The sequence below is a fragment of the Myxococcus eversor genome (assembly GCF_010894455.1).
In the GTDB taxonomy this organism is placed as follows: domain Bacteria; phylum Myxococcota; class Myxococcia; order Myxococcales; family Myxococcaceae; genus Myxococcus; species Myxococcus eversor.
This window is the reverse complement of sequence record NZ_JAAIXY010000009.1, coordinates 226,396-242,819: the sequence shown is the minus strand read 5'-3', so window position 1 is coordinate 242,819 and position 16,424 is coordinate 226,396. Positions and strand designations below refer to the sequence as shown.

The 16,424-nt window shown below is 70.3% G+C and carries 16 protein-coding genes; 9 read left to right on the top strand and 7 right to left on the bottom strand.

The genetic code is table 11. The annotated features are described in order from the left end of the window. Positions 1 to 128: 128 nt before the first annotated feature. Positions 129 to 1,490: a DNA repair protein RadA gene (gene radA / locus G4D83_RS20255; RefSeq protein ID WP_163866435.1), complete on the top strand. Its 1,362-nt coding sequence runs from the start codon at positions 129 to 131 to the stop codon at positions 1,488 to 1,490. A gap of 8 nt (positions 1,491 to 1,498) precedes the next feature. Here radA and G4D83_RS20250 read toward each other — a convergent pair whose 3' ends face one another. Further along, positions 1,499 to 1,927 carry a winged helix-turn-helix transcriptional regulator gene (locus G4D83_RS20250; RefSeq protein ID WP_163866434.1) on the bottom strand — a complete coding sequence of 143 codons (429 nt, stop codon included), beginning with the start codon at positions 1,925 to 1,927 and terminating at the stop codon, positions 1,499 to 1,501. A gap of 107 nt (positions 1,928 to 2,034) precedes the next feature. On the opposite strand from G4D83_RS20250, the gene G4D83_RS20245 reads away from it, so the two are divergent. The 3 genes from G4D83_RS20245 to G4D83_RS20235 all read left to right on the top strand — a co-directional run bounded on the left by G4D83_RS20245 (position 2,035) and on the right by G4D83_RS20235 (position 4,260). After that, positions 2,035 to 2,448 carry a DoxX family protein gene (locus tag G4D83_RS20245; protein WP_163866433.1) on the top strand — a complete coding sequence of 138 codons (414 nt, stop codon included), beginning with the start codon at positions 2,035 to 2,037 and terminating at the stop codon, positions 2,446 to 2,448. A gap of 392 nt (positions 2,449 to 2,840) precedes the next feature. Further along, on the top strand, positions 2,841 to 3,515 hold the full coding sequence (trhA, locus tag G4D83_RS20240) for a PAQR family membrane homeostasis protein TrhA (protein ID WP_163866432.1): 675 nt from the start codon (positions 2,841 to 2,843) through the stop codon (positions 3,513 to 3,515). Positions 3,516 to 3,648: 133 nt separating this feature from the next. Continuing rightward, a complete protein-coding gene (locus G4D83_RS20235) occupies positions 3,649 to 4,260 on the top strand; it encodes a CGNR zinc finger domain-containing protein (protein WP_163866431.1) in 612 nt (203 codons plus the stop codon). A gap of 27 nt (positions 4,261 to 4,287) precedes the next feature. Here the strand turns inward: G4D83_RS20235 and G4D83_RS20230 are convergent, their stop codons facing one another. Next, on the bottom strand, positions 4,288 to 5,253 hold the full coding sequence (locus G4D83_RS20230) for a helix-turn-helix transcriptional regulator (RefSeq protein WP_163866430.1): 966 nt from the start codon (positions 5,251 to 5,253) through the stop codon (positions 4,288 to 4,290). Between the two features lie 214 nt (positions 5,254 to 5,467). Here G4D83_RS20230 and G4D83_RS20225 point away from each other — a divergent pair, with 214 nt between their 5' ends. After that, positions 5,468 to 6,103 carry a LysE family translocator gene (locus G4D83_RS20225; RefSeq protein ID WP_163866429.1) on the top strand — a complete coding sequence of 212 codons (636 nt, stop codon included), beginning with the start codon at positions 5,468 to 5,470 and terminating at the stop codon, positions 6,101 to 6,103. A gap of 10 nt (positions 6,104 to 6,113) precedes the next feature. On the opposite strand, the gene G4D83_RS20220 is transcribed toward G4D83_RS20225, so the two are convergent. Next, on the bottom strand, positions 6,114 to 6,383 hold the full coding sequence (locus G4D83_RS20220) for a GlsB/YeaQ/YmgE family stress response membrane protein (RefSeq protein ID WP_163866428.1): 270 nt from the start codon (positions 6,381 to 6,383) through the stop codon (positions 6,114 to 6,116). Between the two features lie 199 nt (positions 6,384 to 6,582). Here G4D83_RS20220 and G4D83_RS20215 point away from each other — a divergent pair, with 199 nt between their 5' ends. Together G4D83_RS20215 and G4D83_RS20210 are read left to right on the top strand one after the other, a co-directional pair. Further along, positions 6,583 to 7,893 (top strand): chitosanase, encoded by a 1,311-nt coding sequence (locus G4D83_RS20215; protein ID WP_163866427.1) that lies wholly within the window; start codon positions 6,583 to 6,585, stop codon positions 7,891 to 7,893. Between the two features lie 84 nt (positions 7,894 to 7,977). Next, entirely contained in the window at positions 7,978 to 9,456 is a 1,479-nt protein-coding gene (locus G4D83_RS20210) for a sensor histidine kinase (RefSeq protein ID WP_163866426.1), read from the top strand. Here G4D83_RS20210 and G4D83_RS46865 read toward each other — a convergent pair. The 3 genes from G4D83_RS46865 to G4D83_RS20195 form a co-directional block, all read right to left on the bottom strand. Continuing rightward, positions 9,440 to 11,230 carry a methyl-accepting chemotaxis protein gene (locus G4D83_RS46865; RefSeq protein WP_163866425.1) on the bottom strand — a complete coding sequence of 597 codons (1,791 nt, stop codon included), beginning with the start codon at positions 11,228 to 11,230 and terminating at the stop codon, positions 9,440 to 9,442. The two genes, G4D83_RS20210 and G4D83_RS46865, sit on opposite strands and share 17 nt — an antisense overlap. Positions 11,231 to 11,441: 211 nt before the next feature. Next, positions 11,442 to 12,218, bottom strand: coding sequence for an iron-containing redox enzyme family protein (locus G4D83_RS20200; RefSeq protein WP_163866424.1), 777 nt, complete (start codon positions 12,216 to 12,218; stop codon positions 11,442 to 11,444). Between the two features lie 245 nt (positions 12,219 to 12,463). Further along, positions 12,464 to 13,039 (bottom strand): NUDIX hydrolase, encoded by a 576-nt coding sequence (locus tag G4D83_RS20195; RefSeq protein WP_163866423.1) that lies wholly within the window; start codon positions 13,037 to 13,039, stop codon positions 12,464 to 12,466. A 151-nt stretch (positions 13,040 to 13,190) separates the two neighbouring features. Here G4D83_RS20195 and G4D83_RS20190 point away from each other — a divergent pair, with 151 nt between their 5' ends. Together G4D83_RS20190 and G4D83_RS20185 are read left to right on the top strand one after the other, a co-directional pair. Beyond that, the gene (locus tag G4D83_RS20190; protein ID WP_163866422.1) at positions 13,191 to 14,597 is read left to right on the top strand and encodes a sigma-54-dependent transcriptional regulator; all 1,407 of its coding nucleotides are present in this window, start codon (positions 13,191 to 13,193) and stop codon (positions 14,595 to 14,597) included. Positions 14,598 to 14,770: 173 nt separating this feature from the next. Further along, positions 14,771 to 15,814, top strand: a complete 1,044-nt coding sequence (locus tag G4D83_RS20185) for a coiled-coil domain-containing protein (RefSeq protein ID WP_163866421.1) — start codon at positions 14,771 to 14,773, stop codon at positions 15,812 to 15,814. On the opposite strand, the gene G4D83_RS20180 is transcribed toward G4D83_RS20185, so the two are convergent. Next, a complete protein-coding gene (locus G4D83_RS20180) occupies positions 15,811 to 16,350 on the bottom strand; it encodes a hypothetical protein (protein WP_163866420.1) in 540 nt (179 codons plus the stop codon). The two genes, G4D83_RS20185 and G4D83_RS20180, sit on opposite strands and share 4 nt — an antisense overlap. Between the last annotated feature and the right edge of the window lie 74 nt (positions 16,351 to 16,424).

The window sequence follows — 16,424 nt, the reverse complement described above, 5'->3', positions numbered from 1 at the left end:
AACTGGGTCGCCCCTCCCTGGAGGGCAACTCGCTGGCACGGGGCTTGACACCGTGCCTGCCTGCTCACCTGTCGTACTTGCTCGACAGCCCGCCGGAACGTCAGGGTAGTGCGCTACACACCCCACCCATGGCGAAGGCGAAGACGCACTACACCTGCCAGGCTTGCGGGTACCAGACGGCGAAGTGGCTGGGGAAGTGCCCGGACTGCGGCGCGTGGAGCTCGCTGCTCGAGGAGGCCGGAGCGCAGCAGGACGAGAAGCGCCCGGCGTGGGGCGCCTCCGGTGGCGCGGCGAAGCCCGTGCTGCTCAAGGAGGTCAGCGGCGAGACGGAGGTGCGCCGCCGCACCGGCATCGCCGAGTTCGACCGCGTGCTGGGCGGAGGCGTGGTGAGCGGCTCCCTGGTGCTGCTGGGCGGAGACCCGGGCATCGGCAAGTCCACGCTGCTTTTGGCCGCGCTGGACAGGCTGGCCCGCCATGGCCCGGTGCTCTACGTGTCGGGTGAAGAGAGCCTGCGCCAGACGAAGATGCGCGCGGAGCGGCTGCGCGTGGAGGGAGACTCCATCCACCTGTTCGCGGAGACGGACGCGGACCGGGTGCTGGCGGCCACCGAGGCGCTCCGGCCGCAGGCGCTCGTCGTGGACTCCATCCAGACCATGTACCTGCCGGAGTTGGGCAACGCGCCGGGCAGCATCACCCAGGTGCGTGAGGTCGCCGGCCGGCTGATGGCCTACGCCAAGCGCACGGGCGTGCCGACGTTCATCGTGGGCCACGTGACGAAGGAAGGCTCCATCGCCGGCCCCCGCGTGCTGGAGCACATGGTGGACACCGTCCTCTACTTCGAGGGCGAGCGCGGCCACCCCTTCCGAATCCTCCGGGCGCACAAGAACCGCTTCGGCTCCACCAACGAGATTGGCGTCTTCGAGATGAAGGGCGCGGGGCTGGTGGAAGTCACGGACCCGTCCGCCCTCTTCCTGTCCGAGCGCCCCGTGGGCAAGTCCGGCAGCGTCGTCACCAGCACGCTCAACGGCACCCGGCCCCTGCTGGTGGAGGTGCAGGCGCTGGTGGCGCCCACGGGCTACGGCACCGCGCGGCGCACCGCCATCGGCGTGGACGGCAACCGGGTGGCGCTGCTGGCCGCGGTGCTGGAGAAGAAGGAGGAGATTCCGCTGGTGGGCTGCGACCTCTTCGTCAACGTGGCGGGCGGCATGCAGCTCAACGAGCCCGCGTGCGACCTGGCCGTCTGCGCCGCGCTGGTGAGCAGCCTCCAGAACCGGCCGTTGGACCCGCACACGCTGGTGCTCGGAGAAGTGGGCCTGGCGGGCGAGGTGCGCGCGGTGGGCCAGATGGAGCCCCGGCTGGTGGAGGCCGCGAAGATGGGCTTCCAGCGCGTGGTGATGCCAGCGGGCAGCGCCCGGCGCCTGGAGGGCACGAAGCTGAAGGTGGTGGGCGTGGAGACGCTGGGCGACGCGCTCCGGGCCATGTTCGACTGAGTGACGCGCTACTTCTTGCGCGCCACCGAGAAGGGCGTGAGCGCCGGGCGCGCGTCATAGCTGCCACGCGACGCCTGGATTTGTTCGCGGTGATGGACGGCCCACTGGGACAGCACCTGGACGGGCTCCAGCAGCGTCCGGCCAAGCTCCGTCAGGGCGTACTCCACCCGGGGCGGCACCGTGGGGTGGACGGTGCGGGTGATGAGCCCGTCGCGCTCCAGGCCCCGCACGGTGAGTGTCAGCATGCGTTGGGAGATGCCCTCGATGGCGCGCTTCAAGTCGCTGAAGCGCAGCGGCCCGTCTCCCAGGTTGCCCACCACCTGGACGCTCCACTTGTCGCCCACCCGGGTGAGGACATCCCGGACGGCCAGGCAGGGCTCCGACCTCGGGTCGGGCCTCGGGGCGGGCTCCACGGGCTTGGGGGACCCTGGTGACATGGATGTGCCTCCTTGTGAGGAAATTCGGGGACCGTTACTGGTACACCAGTTACGAGTTGTAACCGACGCACCTTTCGGAACCCACTCCCCTTTCAGGGCCATCCCCCATGACGACCACCACCCCCGCCGCCGTGTCCACCCCCACCTCCACGCACTGGTCCGTCTGGCTGGGCCGCGTTCTCTCCGGCCTCGTCGTCGCGGCGCTCGCCTTCAGCGCCGTGTCCAAGCTGGGCCAGTCGCCCGAGGTCATCCAGGGCTTCGAGCGCTTCGGCTACCCCGCGTCGGTCATCTTCACCATCGGCGTGGTCGAAATCCTCTGCGCGCTGCTCTACGCGGTGCCCCAGACGGCGGTGCTCGGCGCCATCCTCGTCACCGGCTACCTGGGCGGAGCCACGGCGACGCACGTGCGCGTCTCGGACCCGTTCATCGCGCCCGTCATCCTGGGCGTCGTCGCCTGGGGAGCCCTGTTCCTGCGGGACGCGCGCCTGCGGGCGCTGCTGCCCCTGCGCCGCCTGTCCTGATTCCCGCCTCCTCGCGCCCCTTCCTCGTCGAAGGGGCGCGAGTTCAGCCTGACCGACCGCGGGTCTCGGCGGCGCCCGGCGATTCCTCATCAAAAGACATACATCCTGGCCACCGACCGACCCCTCGCGTCCTCCCATTCCATATCAACTCCGGAGCCACGACACGGGCCGAGCCCACGCGCGTTCGAGCCCCGGTGCCGCGCCACCTGCTCGTGACGCCAACACCGGAACGACGGCGCACGTCCCAGCCGGAGCGGACCTGTCCGCTCACGGGCACCCGCTGTCACACGATTGCGGAGCAGTCGACGCTTGAGGCGGAGGCCTCGTCCACGGGCGGACGTGACGCGGTGCGCGCTGACGCGGCGATGACCTGCCGTGACTAGGACGAGGACATGGCGTCCATCGACCCACCCGAGACCCGCTCCCTCCTGGCGGACGTGAAGCCCCGGCTGCGAGGCGTGTCCCACGCCCTGGCGTTCCTGGCCGCGCTGTGCGGCTGCTTCTTGCTCGCCATCGCCCCGGCCCAGGGCACCCAGCAGCTCGCCGACTGGGTCTTCGGCCTCTCCCTGGTGCTGATGTTCGGCACCAGCGCGACCTATCACCTGCCGACCTGGAGCCCCGTCGCGTACCAGCGCCTGCGTCGGATGGACCACGCGGCCATCTACCTGCTCATCGCGGGGACCTTCACGCCGCTGGCCACGCTCGACGCGCCCGGGGCCTGGACGGAGTACCTGCTCTGGGTGATGTGGGCCTGCGCGCTCACCGGCGCGGGACTGTCGCTGTTCGGCATCTCCGGACCGCGCGGGCTTCGCTCGGTGCTCTACACCGTCCTCGGCACCATGGCGGCCCCGGTGATGCTGCGCCTGCCTGGCGTGATGGGCGCCGAGCGCGCCTCGTGGCTCGTCTTCGGCGGCGCCCTCTACGCCGTGGGCGCGGTCGTCTACGCGCGCAAGTGGCCAGACCCCCACCCCTCCGTCTTCGGCTATCACGAGGTGTTCCACCTGCTCGTCATCGCCGGAGCCAGCACGCACTACGCCGTGCTCATCGACTTCCTGTGGAACCGCTGAAAGCGCGTCGGACGCGGCGTGAACCTGCTCGGCGAGGCGCCGAAACCTCCATCGTCACGTCACCCACTTCGAGCGTGCTTCCGCGCCCGTTCCAGGTACCGTCAAGGTGGTTTCGAACTTCACCGAGGTCCCCATGGCCGCCAGGCATCGCCCCGCTCCCGCGCTTCCCGTTGTTCCGAAGGGAGAGCTGAGGGGTGGATTCAAGTTCCGCTCGGGGCGGCTGTCGTTGGACTTGTCGGCCACCGTGGCCGGGCGGCTCAAGGATGCGCCGCAGGAGTTGCTCCAGACGCCCGCGGACCTGGGACGGTGGATGCTGGCATCGGGGCTGTCCACGCAGACGCAGGAGTCCACGCCGGAGGAGCTGACCCAGGCGCGCGAGCTGCGCGAGGCCATCTACCGGCTCGCCCTGGCGCGAACGCGAGGCGAGAGCTTCTCCGCGAGGGACCGCGCCATCCTCAACCGCTGGGCCGCCGAGCCGCCTCCGGCGCCGCAGTTGGGGCCTCGCGGGCTCTTGTGGGCGGGCGCGGGCGTGAGGGGACAGCTCGCGGCGGTGGCGCGCGACGCCGCGGAGCTCTTGGGTGGGCCCTTCGCGGAGCGCATCCGCAACTGCTCGCAGGACGGCTGTGCGGTGCTCTTCGTCGACACCTCGCGCTCCGGTCAGCGGCGCTGGTGCTCCATGTCGGGCTGCGGAAACAAGGCGAAGGTGGCCGAGTTCCGTCGACGTCAGCGCGCGGACGAGCGCTGACACTTCCCGGGGACGCGGGGACGCGAGTCAGTCCCCTGTCCGTCCCTGGGCCATTGCCAGGAGCGTGCGCGCGCGAGCCTCCAGCGCGGCGCGCATCTCCTCGGGCCGCTGGACGCGAAAAGCAAAGGGCAGCCGCGACAGCTCGCGAGCGAACCAGTCCAGGTCATCCGTCTGCCCCAGGAGCCGCACGCCTCCGCCCTCCACCGGCTCCAGCACGCCGAGCGTGGCGAAGATGGCGCGCCGCGCGGTCGCCTGGTCCGTGTCCAGCAGCACCTCCACGGCGTGCGCGCGTGGCAGGCTGGCCACCGAGAGCGTCACGTGCGCCAGCGCGTCGAAGCCCTCCGGCCGCTCGAAGTACGTGTCGAGTGACTGCACGGCGCGCACGCGGTCCAACCGGAACGTGCGCAACCCCTGACGCAGATGACACACGCCCACGGCGTACCAGTGCCCGCCGCGCCAGACGAGGCCATAGGTGTCGAACTCGCGCTCGGTGTCCACGTCTCGCGCCGCGCGGTAGGCCAGGCGCACCCGCTTGCGGAGCTGCGCCGCGCCGCTGAGCGCGACCAGCGCGGTGTTGTCCAGCGTCGTCCGCGCACCGGAGATGTCGAGCGTCACCGACTCGTCCACCGCCCGCACCCGCCGCTTGAGCGTCGCGGGCATCACCCGCTCCAGCTTCGCCTGGGCGCTGGCCACCGCGGGCGCCGCCTCCGAAAGCCCCATCCCTCGCGCGGCCAGGAGCCCCACGGACAGCGCGAGGACCTCGTCGTCGGTGAACATCATGGGCGGCAGCTTGAAACCCGCCACCAGCATGTATGCCCCGTCCCGCCCGCGCTCGGCGGTAATGGGGATGCCCAGCTCCTCCAGCTTCAGGATGTAGCGACGCACCGTGCGCCGGTCCACCTCCAGCCGCCGCGCCAGCTCCGAGCCGCTCATCCGCCCATGCGTCTGCAACAACTCAAGCACGGTGAGCACGCGCGTGGTGGGACGGGACATGGCCCGCGAACCTAACGCCCGCGCCGCCCGAAGTCCGGTGCGCTCCGCTCGAATCCCCCCTCGTGAAGGCAGCCTGGGCTCGCCTCGCGGCCGACAGCCCCCTCGTTCCGAATCAGGACCGATTCCGCCCTACATGGCCCGTACGGTGCCGTTCATGGCCTCGCTCCGACTCGGGCGCGCTGGCCCTGACTGACGGAAAGGCTCACGGAATCCCATGACGCAGACCTCGCACCTGTGGCTGTTCTTCGTGTTGGTGTTCGGCATCGTCATCCTCCCGGGGCTGGACATGGCGTTCGTCCTGGCCAGCTCGCTCGTGGGAGGCCGTCGCGCGGGGCTGTCCGCCGTGGGCGGCATCATCGCTGGGGCCGCGTGCCACGTGCTCGTCGGCGCGACCGGGGTGGCCGTGCTGCTCACCGTCATGCCCGCCGCGTTCAATGTCCTCCTGTGGGTGGGCGCGCTGTACGTGGCCTGGATGGGCCTGTCGCTCGTGCGCAGCCCGGGCGCGTTCTCCGCGTCCTCACAGTCAGGACAGCGCTCGGCGCTGGCGACGTTCCGTCAGGGAGCCCTCACCAACCTGCTCAACCCGAAGGCATACGTCTTCATGCTCGCCGTCTTTCCGCGGTACCTCCGGCCGGAGTATGGGCCGCTCTGGCTCCAGGCCTTGGTGCTCGGCGCCATCATCGCGCTCACGCAAGCCGCGGTGTATGGCGCCATCGCCCTCGTCGCGGACCGAGCTCGCGGCTGGCTGGAGTCACGTCCCTCCGCCAGCGCGCGAGTCGCTCAAACCGTGGGTGGCCTCATGATGCTCGCCGCCGTCTTCACCGCCCTGGAGGGCTGGCGCGGCACCTGACGCCGCCCACTCATGTTCTGCGGACGGTGCTCGAACGAATGGCTCTCAAGATGAGCAGCAGGACGACGGCTCCGATGAAGGCCACGAAGATGGTCCCCGCGATTCCGCCGAAGGGCGTCCCCGCACCCAGCGCGCGGAAGATGAAGCCACCCAGGAACGCGCCCACCACACCCACCACGATGTCGCCGATGACGCCGTAACCCCCACCGACGACGGCCGACGCCAGCCACCCGGCGATGAGGCCGATGACCGCCCACACTAGAATCGTTTCCAAAGACATACCGTCCCTCCTCCTCCCGCTGATGTGTCCTGAAGGGCAGGATAGGCACGCCGGTTCGCGCTCGCCTGGAAGCCAGGTCGTTCGCAAGACAAGCAGGGAGGCTGCCAACCGGATTTAACTGACTTTCCGCTCTTTCAGAGGTAGCCACGGACTCAGCCGCTCCACGTGTCGGAGCCGGCCGAAGCCAAGGAGAGCGCGGATGGGACACCGTCGGAATGATTCATTGTGGACGAAGTGGGGAATGCTGGCGTGGGCGGGAGTGGCGGTCGCCGGATGCGCGCCGGAGGCAGTCGAGGACGCGGCGGAGCTGGGGCGCGCGGAGCGGGAGCTGGCGGTGTGTTCGTTCGCGATTACGACGAACACCTACGTGGGCGCGGACTGGTGGGGCACCCTCGTGTTCAAGAACACGGGCACCAGCGCGATGACGAGCCCGACGATTGCGTTCGGCGTTCCCAGCGGCGTGACGTGTGACCACGACGAGCCGGGCTGGACGCACACGCAGAGCGGCTCCACGTGCACCTACTCGCGCACGTCGGGCCTGACGGTGGGCGTGAACGCGTCCTACACCTTCTACTATTCGACGAACTCCAACACGTCGTTCACCGCGACGAACATCAGCGTCAGCGACCCGAGCTGTGGGGTGACGGAGCCACCAGTGACGGGATTGACGGCGAACCAGAAGAAGGTGGCGGAGGCGCTCACCAGCATCTGGGAGAACGACACGCCGACCCTCGACTACGCGTACTCGGAGAACATCCAGGACGGGCGTGGCTACACGAATGGCCGCGCGGGCTTCTGCACCGGCACCGGCGACGCCATCCAGGTCATCCAGTGCTACAACGCCCGGCGCAGCGCGGCCAATGGCAACATCATGGCGAAGTACATGCCGGGGCTGACCACCATCAACAACCGCTTCCTGTCCACGGGCCAATCCCAGCCCTCCACGTCGGAGCTGGATGTGATTGGCAATTGGACGGCGGATTGGGCCACCAGCTACAACAACACGACGACGCGCGCGGACTTCAAGGCGTGCCAGGACCAGGTGAGCGACCAGTTCTATTACACGCCGGCGATGAACGAGGCGAACAAGTGGGGCGCCACCTCCGCCCTGTCGAAGATGGCGCTGTATGACGCGTTCATCAACCACGGCGAGTCCGGCGTGAAGAGCCTGACGCGCGCCACGAACATCGCGCTGGGCAACACCGGCCAGGTGGCGCCCGCGGTGGGCTACAACGGCATCACCGAGTCGGCGTGGCTCCAGAGGTTCATCGAGAAGCGCCGGGACGTGCTGGCCGCGGACTCCACCTGGGTGGACGCCATCGACCGCATCGCCGCGTACGAGAAGCTGCGCCGCCGGGGCAATTGGGACTTGTCCGCCGCCGTCCGCAACGACGTGCGCGCTCGCGACTGTTGGACGACGACGTACCCGTTCAGCGGCTACACGGTGCGCAACATCAACGCGGACGGCACCTGGAGCACGCCGGCTTCGTACACGTTCTCGTGTAACTGAAGCGGGCCCCGGCGCCCTGGCCGCCACATCAGCCAGGGCGTCGTCGTCGCGCCCGCGGGCTCTCGGCTAGAGTCCGCGCCACGCATGAGCGAGGCGCGACGAAACGTTTTCCCGTGGAGAGAGCTCCCCAGCCTGCTGTCGACCCGGCTGCTGGTGGCGTTCCTCTTCCCCACCCTGCTCTTCGTCGCGGTGGCGGGCACGGCCGTCTACCAGCTCGCGCGCTCCATTCTCGAAGAGGAGCTGGGCGCGAGCCTCTCCAACATCGCCGCCGCCACCGCCAGCCAGCTCAACGGCGAGCGCATGCTCACGATTGAAGCCGGCGACGACACGGGCGGCACCCGGACATGGCGCAACCTGGTGCGCCTGCTGGAAGGCGTGCGCGAGGCCAGCGGCGTGCGCCGCGTCTTCGCCGTGGACGCGCAGGGCCGCGTGCGCGCGGACGTGGGCGGAGGCCTTCCCGTGGGCGCGGAAGTGCCGGAGCTGGCGCGCGACAGGCTGGAGCTGACGCGCGTCTTCGCGGGCGAACACGCGGCAAGCCAGGTGCTCTTCACCGGCTCGGACGGGCGGCTGTACAAGACGGGTTATGCCCCCATCGTCCACGCGGGACAGGTGGTGGGCGCGGTGGGCGTGGAGGGCAGCGCCGCGTTCTTCGGGCCACTCCAGCGCCTGTCGCGCACCTTCGCCATCATGGGGGCGCTCGCCCTCACCGCGCTCGCCATCATCGCGCTGCTCACCGCGCGAGGGCTGGCGCGTCCGCTCGGACGGCTGATGGACTCCGCGCTGCGCATCGGCCGGGGAGACCTCACCACGCCCGTGCCGCCGGAGCCCACGCGCGAAATCGGCGTGCTCGCCCGCGAGCTGGAGGTGATGCGCGGCGCGCTGGAGAGCAGGGACAGACAGCTCAAGATGATGCTCGCGGGCGTGGCCCACGAGGTGCGCAATCCCCTGGGCGGCATCGCCCTGTTCTCCGGCATCCTCCAGGAGGACCTGCGCGCGGGCGCCCACGCGGAGGCCCAGGAGCACGTCGAGCGCATCCAGCGCGAGGTCGCCTTCCTCCAGCGCATCGTCGAGGACTTCCTCGCCTTCGCGCGCGAGCAGCCCCTGGCCCGCGAGCCCGTCGAGGCCCCCTCGCTGCTCTCCATCGTCCAGGAGCTGTCGTCCGCGGACGCCAGCGCCCGCCAGGTCGCCCTGGACGTGGACGCCGCGCCCGCGCTGCTGGAGGCCGACGGCAGCCTGCTCACCGCCGCGCTGCTCAACCTGGTGAAGAACGCGGTGCAGGCCTCGCCCTCCGGAGGCCGCGTGCGCATCTCCGGCGCCGAGGACCATGGGCGCTACGCCATCCGCGTCCACGACGGCGGCGCGGGCGTGCCGGAAGCCGAGCGCGAGCGCATCTTCGAGCCCTTCTTCACCACCCGCGAGAAGGGCACCGGCCTGGGCCTGCCCCTGGCGCGCAAGATTGCCCTCGCGCACGGGGGCGAGCTGCACATGACGTCCACGCCGGGCGACACGACATTCATTCTGACGCTTCCGCTGAAGCCCTCGGGCGTCAGCTCGCCACGTTGAACTGACGCGCCATCTGCCCCACCTCGCCAGAGACATTCGCCAGTGTGCGGGTGGCCTCCTGGGTGGACTCCAGCCGCTTCATCGTCGCGTCCATGATTTGCGACAGGTCGGCGATGGCGGTGGATATCTGGGAGATGCCCGCGTTCTGCTGCGTCACGGCGGCGGCAATCTGGCGCGCGGCGGCCGAGTTCTCCTGCGACATGAGCGACAGCTCGCGCAGCGAGTCCCCCGACGAGCGCATCTGGTCCAACCCCGTGCCGATGGTGCGCACGCCCTGCTCGCCCATGTTCGCCGCGTCCCGGATGCCCGCGGTGATTTCCTGGAGGATGGAGCGGATGCGCTGCGTGGACTGGATGGACTGGTCCGCCAGCGCGCGGACCTCTCGCGCCACCACCGCGAAGCCCTTGCCCTGCTCCCCCGAGCGCGCCGCCTCAATCGCCGCGTTGACGGCGAGCAGGTGGGACTGGGCCGCCAGGTCCTTCACCGTCTCGGTGATGTCGCCAATCTGCGTGGTGCTCTCCGCCAGCTTCTCCAGCCGCTCCTGGATTCCGTCCACCGCGCCGCGGATGTCCGCCAGCCCCGCCACGCTGCGCTCCACCGCCGCCTCGCCCTTGAGGCCCAGCTCCTCCGCGCGCTTCGCCACCTGGAGCACCGCCTCCGCCCGGTCCGCCGCCATCCGCGACGTGCGGCGAATCTCATCCGACGTCACCTGCGCCTCGTGCAGCGCGGCGGCCTGCCGGGTGAAGCTCTCCTGCTGCTCGTCGTTGGCCGTGCGCAGGTGGCTGCCCGCCTCGCCCAGCCGCGCGGCCGACGCCTGGAGCGACAGCGGAAGCTGCCGCAGCCGGGCCAGCACCGCGTTCATCCCCGCGGCCAAATCCCCCACCTCGTCGGTGGACACCCACTCGGGCGCGACGACGCGCCCCGCCGCCACGGACTCAATCGCCTGCCCCACCGCGTGCGCCGCCCGCGCCTGACGACGCGCCAGCATCCACATGGTGATGCCCGGCAACAGCAGCAGGCCTCCCACCCACGCCAGGCTGAAGGCCAGCTCGCCCGCAAGTACCCCGCCCAGCTCCATCAACATCCGCGCCGAGCGCCGCGCGCCCTCGGACACCAATTCCACGTGCAGCGTGTCGCGGATGCCCTCCAGCTTCACCATCACCACGCAGCCGCTGAGCACCAACGCGGCGACGATGGAGCCACCAAACGTGAAGGGTAGGAACCACGCCTGCCGGGGCCACGAGAAACCGCCGCCCTGGAGCGCCACCGTCGAATCCTTGCGCTGCTCCTCCAGCGCCAGCGGTAGCAGCATCCGCTCCAGTGACACGCAGATGGGAAAGCCCAGCAGCACGCCACAGCACACGCCGATGATGGTGCCCAGCACGACGAGGGATAAATCCTTGTGCCATGTCAGGCACACGTGGAGGCTGAACCAGAAACCTCCCAGCGTCCAACCGACCCATGACGTCCCCACCGCCCCGCGCCACGGCAGTCGGAGGATGCGCTCCAGCCGCGCACCCGGCCTGTCATCCGCGTACGTCCGCAGCGCGCTGCCCACCAGCCAGCGCATGAACAGCGCGGGATAAATCATGCCCAGGCCCACGAGGATGGGCGGCAGCACCCACGCCACCGCCTTCACGCCCTCCGCCCCAGCGACACCCATGGACATGCCATTGAGGTACGCGGCGATGGGCGCGGCGGGCACCACCCACGCCATGAACACCTTGAGCGCACGCCACCGATACTCGCGAATCACAGTGTCTTCGATGCTCATACGGGTCGCTTTCCCGCGTCATGCGGACACGAAGAATCCACGCTGACGGGATGGCTCCAGACAGCATTCTCCGCACGTCATCGCTTGGAAAGCGAGTGGGCCCCGCCCGGTTCCAGACACTGTACAACCGTCATCTCAGGGCTTGTTGAAAGACATACACACCCAGGAAAACCACTGCCCTGTGTAAACCATGGCAGGACGGTGAACACTCTCAGTCCGAGCAACAGGCACGGATGGCGGCGGAGTACAGGCGCAAGGACTTGCGCGCGGCGGCGGCGACGCGGGCGGGCTCGGTGCCCTCGGCGTCCACGGAGAGCTTGAGGATTTCGAGCGCCTCCACCGGGTGCAGGTCGTCATAGCGGGCGTGGGCCTTGAGCCACATCATCGCGCTCGCGTCGATGCGGGCTCCGTCCGCGGCATAGGCGCGGAAGGGCTCCACCACCTCCTTCGTCCACACCCCGGTGATGCCCTCGATGGCCCAGTTGGACGCGGCGATGCCCTCCGCCAGCGTGCCTCGCGCACAGGTGTCGCGCAGGTGCGCGTGCAGCGCCTGGATTTCCGGCAGGGGCCGCACGCGGAAGAGCGTGTCCGGCTCCACGCCGATGGCGCGCACCCAGTCGATGAACCACTCCGCGTGCTTCGCCTCGACGCCCAGGTTCTGCAACAGCCAGCGCCGGATGCTCGCGTCCCCCTCGGTGCGGCCATACGTCGTCTTCGCCAGCGACAGGCCCATGTACTTGGGGAAGGACTCGACGATGAGGAAGAACTGCGACAGCACGCGCCGCCAGTACGCCAGGGGCGGGCGCCTCTCCTCCGCCGTGTCGCGGAACAGCGGAGGCCAGCAGGCCGCGTTCCAGTCATGACGGGTCGACTCCAGCATCGCCTCCAGCCAGCGGGGATGCGGAGAGGGCTTCAGTGGCGGAGGCCCGTAGCGACGCACGGGTGACTCGAACGCGGGGACACTCATTTCCAGGCCGGTCGGCGACATGGCTCCAGGACGCTCCTCTTCGCGGCGGGTGCCAGACCGACATGGCCCCCCTTCACCCGCCGGAGCGGCGCATGGTGGTGACGGCACCTGCACGCGGCCATGCGACTGTTCGCGTGCGACACTTTTATCACCGCCATGTTTCAGAATTCGCTCCGGGGCGCCCCGCGGTGTCCCTCGCCCCACTGCGTTCCTGTTGCCCCCACCACAGGCCCGTCGGCCCGCATGTCACCGACAGGCAGGCGTGCTCACGGCGTGCGGGCCACCGCGCGGCGCGCCTTCTCCAGCATGCGGCGCAGCGGCGCCTCGTCCGCGCGGGCCAGCGCCTGTTCCCAGGTGAGCCACTGCGCGCCGGTGGACTCGGCGGGGTCATGCGCGAGCGACGCCGGGTCCTCCGCCACGACGAGGTATCGCACGTCCAGGTGGTGATGTTCCGGCTCGTCGCGCCGGGCCGGAATCGTGTGGACGTCCACGTCCAGGGGCCGGGGCGCGGTGGGATGGAGAGTGACGCGGCAGCCTGTCTCCTCGCGCGCCTCGCGCAGCGCGGTGGCCTCCATGGAGCCTGCGTCCACGGCGTCCGCATGCCCGCCCGGCTGCAGCCAGCGCTTGAGCTTGCCGTGCATCACCATCACCACGTGGGCGCCCTCCGGGTCCACCACCACGGCGCTGCCGGTGAAGTGCGCCTGGGGCTGGGCGCGGGAGAAGGGCGAAGGCAGCGTGGCCGCGTGGTGGCGCATGGCCTCCAGGTCTTCGCGCTCCTTGTCGTCCTGGGAGACATGGCGCGCGAGCAACTCGCGCAGGGCGGCGGCGTCTTGGGAATCCATGCGGGCCCACGTACCCCCGGGGAGCCCTCGCGCGCCAGCGCCTTCTGGAAGCGGCCGACCGCCACTGGTGTAGGGTGCCGCCCCGGGTGTGCTCTCATGCGGACGCACCCGGGCGGCCGGCGCCCTCGGAGCATGAGGACTCCCCACAACCATGGCTCGCATTCTCGTCATCGACGACCACGACACGCTGCGAGAGGGGATGACGGTCTCCCTCACGCGCTCGGGCCACGCCGTGTCCGCCGTCCGAGGGGGCGCGGACGGACTGGCCGCGTACCGCAAGGCCCCCTTCGACCTGGTCGTCACGGACATGAAGATGGACGGGATGGACGGCATCGCCGTCACCCAGGCGCTCAAGGCGATGGACGCCTCCGCCGTCGTCATGGTGGTGACGGCCTTCGGCACCATCGAAACCGCGGTGCGGGCGATGCAGGAGGGCGCCTACGACTTCATCACCAAGCCCTTCACGCCCGACGTGCTGCGCGCCAAGGTAGACAAGGGCCTGGAGCTGGCCAGCACGCGGCGCAAGGTGGAGAAGCTGGAGGCGCGCACCGCCGCGCATGACGCGGACGCGGCGCTCTCCCACGGCAGCATGGTGGGCGACAGCGAGCCCATGCAGCGGCTGCTCTCCCAGGCGCGCAAGGCGGCGCACAGCAACGCGACGGTGCTGGTGCGAGGCGAGAGCGGCACCGGCAAGGAGCTCATCGCGCGCATGCTGCACCAGGAGTCGCCGCGCAAGGACGGGCCCTTCGTCGTCGTGCACTGCGCGGCGCTGGCGGAGACGCTGCTGGAGAGCGAGCTGTTCGGCCACGAGCGCGGCGCCTTCACCGGCGCGGTGAAGCGCAAGCTGGGCCGCTTCGAGCTGGCCGACGGCGGCACCCTCTTCCTCGATGAAATCGGGGAGATTCCCCACTCGGTGCAGACCAAGCTCCTGCGCGTGCTGCAGGAGAAGGAAATCCAGCGCGTGGGCGGCGAGGAGACGCTCAAGGTGGACGTGCGCGTGGTGAGCGCCACGCACCGGGACTTGCTGGCCGAGGTGAAGGCGGGCCGCTTCCGCGAGGACCTCTACTACCGGCTGCACATCGTCCCGCTGATGCTGCCGCCCCTGCGCGAGCGCCCCGAGGACATCACCTCGCTGGCCCACCACTTCGTGGCCAAGCACGCGCCCCGGGTGAACCGCCGGGTGACGGGGATGGATGACGGCGCGCTGCGCGCCCTGGCCCGGCACGTGTGGCCCGGCAACGTGCGCGAATTGGAGAACGTGGTGGAGCAGGCGCTCGTCTTCGCCGAGGGCGACGTGCTCACCGTCGCGGACCTGCCCTCGCACCTCACCGGCGCCGCGCCGCGCATGGACGCGGGGCTGCCCGTGCCCCATGGAGATCGGCCCCTGCCGGACATCCTGGAGGACTTGGAGCGCCAGCTCATCGCCCGCGCCTACGAGAAGGCGGGCGGGGTGAAGACGGAGACCGCCCGGTTGCTGGGCATCAAGACCTCCGCGCTGTACTACAAGCTGGAGAAGTACGGCTTCCTCCCCAAGGGCACCCCACCCGAGGAAGGGTAGCCTCGAAAAACCGTGACTCAGGGTCCCCGCCCCGTGACTTTCCACCGCCACCCCGCCCCCACCTGCTCCCACCTGGTGTGTCCAGGCGCCTGGAATCCCAGCGCTTTTCCCGGGCAGGCGCGGAGGGCTGGACAGAGCAGGCTGGCATCCGCCTTGCTCATGGGTGGCCGCTGATGAGTCCCCGCCTCCTCACCCTCGTGTTGTGTCTGCTCTGGGCCGTGCCCGGCCAGGCCGCGTCCGGGCTGGAAGCGGCACGGACGAGGGCGCAGGCGGCGAGGACGGAGGCGCGCTCGCTGCGCACCCAGCAGCAGGCGCTGCGGGACGAGTTGCAGGGCGTGGCCGCGCGAATCGAGGCGCTGAAGGCGGAGCGCAAGGGGCGGCTGACGACGGGCACGGAGCTGGAGGCGGCGCTGCGGCGCTCGCAGGAGCTGAGCGGCTCGCTCACGGGGCTGGCACAGGCGGTGTCCACCGCGGATGGCGAGTCGGAGCGCGCGCACCTGGCGCTGCACCAGTCGCTGTCGGACGAGCTGGCGCGGCTGCGCGGCGCATGGGACGTCACGGCGGACCGGAGCCAGCGCGCCACGCTGCTGGAGTCGCTGCGCACCACCCGCGCGGAGCGGGACGCGGTGCGCGCGGCGCTGCCGGCGTCGCGGGTGCCCCTGCTGGACAAGGCCTCTCCCGGTGGGGATGACCCGGAGGATCTGCTGGAGCAGGCGGACGCGCTGCGTGACGCCGAGGACAAGGTGCGCGAGCGCCTCAAGGCCCTGCGCTCGCGCATCACCGAGGTGCGCGAGGAGAAGGACCTGGACCGGCGCATGAGCGACTTCCTCGGCGAGGAGTCCATGTTCGACGAGCAGGACCGGCGGCTGCGGCTGCGCATGCGCTCGGACCGGAGCCTCAGCGTGGACCCCAGTGACCGCGGTGGAGGCATGTTCGCCGGAGAGTCCGATACCGCGGTGGACCCGCCGAACGTGGGCACCGATGGCCCGGGCGTGCCCACCACGCCCGTGCCCGGGAGAGACCCCGTGCCCACCGCGCGCGCCTCGGACCGGCGCCCGCAGGTGGACGGCGTGCGCGCCCAGACGCTGGCGGCCGGTGGCCCGGTGAACCTGGCGGAGATGGAGGCGGAGGCGAAGCGGCTGGAGTCCCTCGCCCACGAGCTGGACGGCCGGGCCGGTGCGCTGGAGCACCGCGCCCAGGAACTGACGTCGCCCTAGAGCAGTCCGGCTTCGACTTCCAACCGCACCACCGCGCGAAGACGGACCTCGCGCTCCGGCGTGCGGCCCTTGCCTCGGATGATGAGGCTCATGGTCGGCGCGGCGACATAGGGCTGGAGCTCCACGTCCCCCAAGTCGAGCTTCAGCGTGGGGTTGGGCGCCCGGAGGCTGGAGCGCGCCAGGTCATTCTTCCAGGCGATGCGCGACTCCCTGTCTCCTGCCCGGACGAAGAACTCCACCGTGTCCAGGAAGGTGAAGTCCACGTCGTTGGGACTGAGAATCTGGAGTGACAGGGAGTCGACGTGGACGGACGTCACCTCGTCCTTGGAGAGTCCCTGGTTCTTGAAGTCCTGGTTCTGGTCGAAGTCCATCCCCGCCAGGCTGCTGATGGGAGGGAAGGCGTTCAGCTCGGTGCTTCCCCCCGGCAGGGTCGCGGGGATGGTGGTCTCGCCCCTGACCTCGGTGATGAACGAGGACTGGGCGCAGGCGGCGAGCCCAAGGCCAACCGCCGCCGCGAGAAGTGAGACAGGGCGCATTTCAACAATGTACCGGGCGGCTGGCGTGGCGTCACTGTCGCCAACCTGGCGGCCGGGCCCGCCCTCCCGCGAGT

Coding starts and splice junctions, on each gene's coding strand:
- radA (WP_163866435.1), top strand. CDS start 129: ATGGCGAAGGCGAAGACGCACTACACCTGCCAGGCTTGCGGGTACCAG.
- G4D83_RS20250 (WP_163866434.1), bottom strand. CDS start 1,927: ATGTCACCAGGGTCCCCCAAGCCCGTGGAGCCCGCCCCGAGGCCCGAC.
- G4D83_RS20245 (WP_163866433.1), top strand. CDS start 2,035: ATGACGACCACCACCCCCGCCGCCGTGTCCACCCCCACCTCCACGCAC.
- trhA (WP_163866432.1), top strand. CDS start 2,841: ATGGCGTCCATCGACCCACCCGAGACCCGCTCCCTCCTGGCGGACGTG.
- G4D83_RS20235 (WP_163866431.1), top strand. CDS start 3,649: ATGGCCGCCAGGCATCGCCCCGCTCCCGCGCTTCCCGTTGTTCCGAAG.
- G4D83_RS20230 (WP_163866430.1), bottom strand. CDS start 5,253: ATGTCCCGTCCCACCACGCGCGTGCTCACCGTGCTTGAGTTGTTGCAG.
- G4D83_RS20225 (WP_163866429.1), top strand. CDS start 5,468: ATGACGCAGACCTCGCACCTGTGGCTGTTCTTCGTGTTGGTGTTCGGC.
- G4D83_RS20220 (WP_163866428.1), bottom strand. CDS start 6,383: ATGTCTTTGGAAACGATTCTAGTGTGGGCGGTCATCGGCCTCATCGCC.
- G4D83_RS20215 (WP_163866427.1), top strand. CDS start 6,583: ATGGGACACCGTCGGAATGATTCATTGTGGACGAAGTGGGGAATGCTG.
- G4D83_RS20210 (WP_163866426.1), top strand. CDS start 7,978: ATGAGCGAGGCGCGACGAAACGTTTTCCCGTGGAGAGAGCTCCCCAGC.
- G4D83_RS46865 (WP_163866425.1), bottom strand. CDS start 11,230: ATGAGCATCGAAGACACTGTGATTCGCGAGTATCGGTGGCGTGCGCTC.
- G4D83_RS20200 (WP_163866424.1), bottom strand. CDS start 12,218: ATGTCGCCGACCGGCCTGGAAATGAGTGTCCCCGCGTTCGAGTCACCC.
- G4D83_RS20195 (WP_163866423.1), bottom strand. CDS start 13,039: ATGGATTCCCAAGACGCCGCCGCCCTGCGCGAGTTGCTCGCGCGCCAT.
- G4D83_RS20190 (WP_163866422.1), top strand. CDS start 13,191: ATGGCTCGCATTCTCGTCATCGACGACCACGACACGCTGCGAGAGGGG.
- G4D83_RS20185 (WP_163866421.1), top strand. CDS start 14,771: ATGAGTCCCCGCCTCCTCACCCTCGTGTTGTGTCTGCTCTGGGCCGTG.
- G4D83_RS20180 (WP_163866420.1), bottom strand. CDS start 16,350: ATGCGCCCTGTCTCACTTCTCGCGGCGGCGGTTGGCCTTGGGCTCGCC.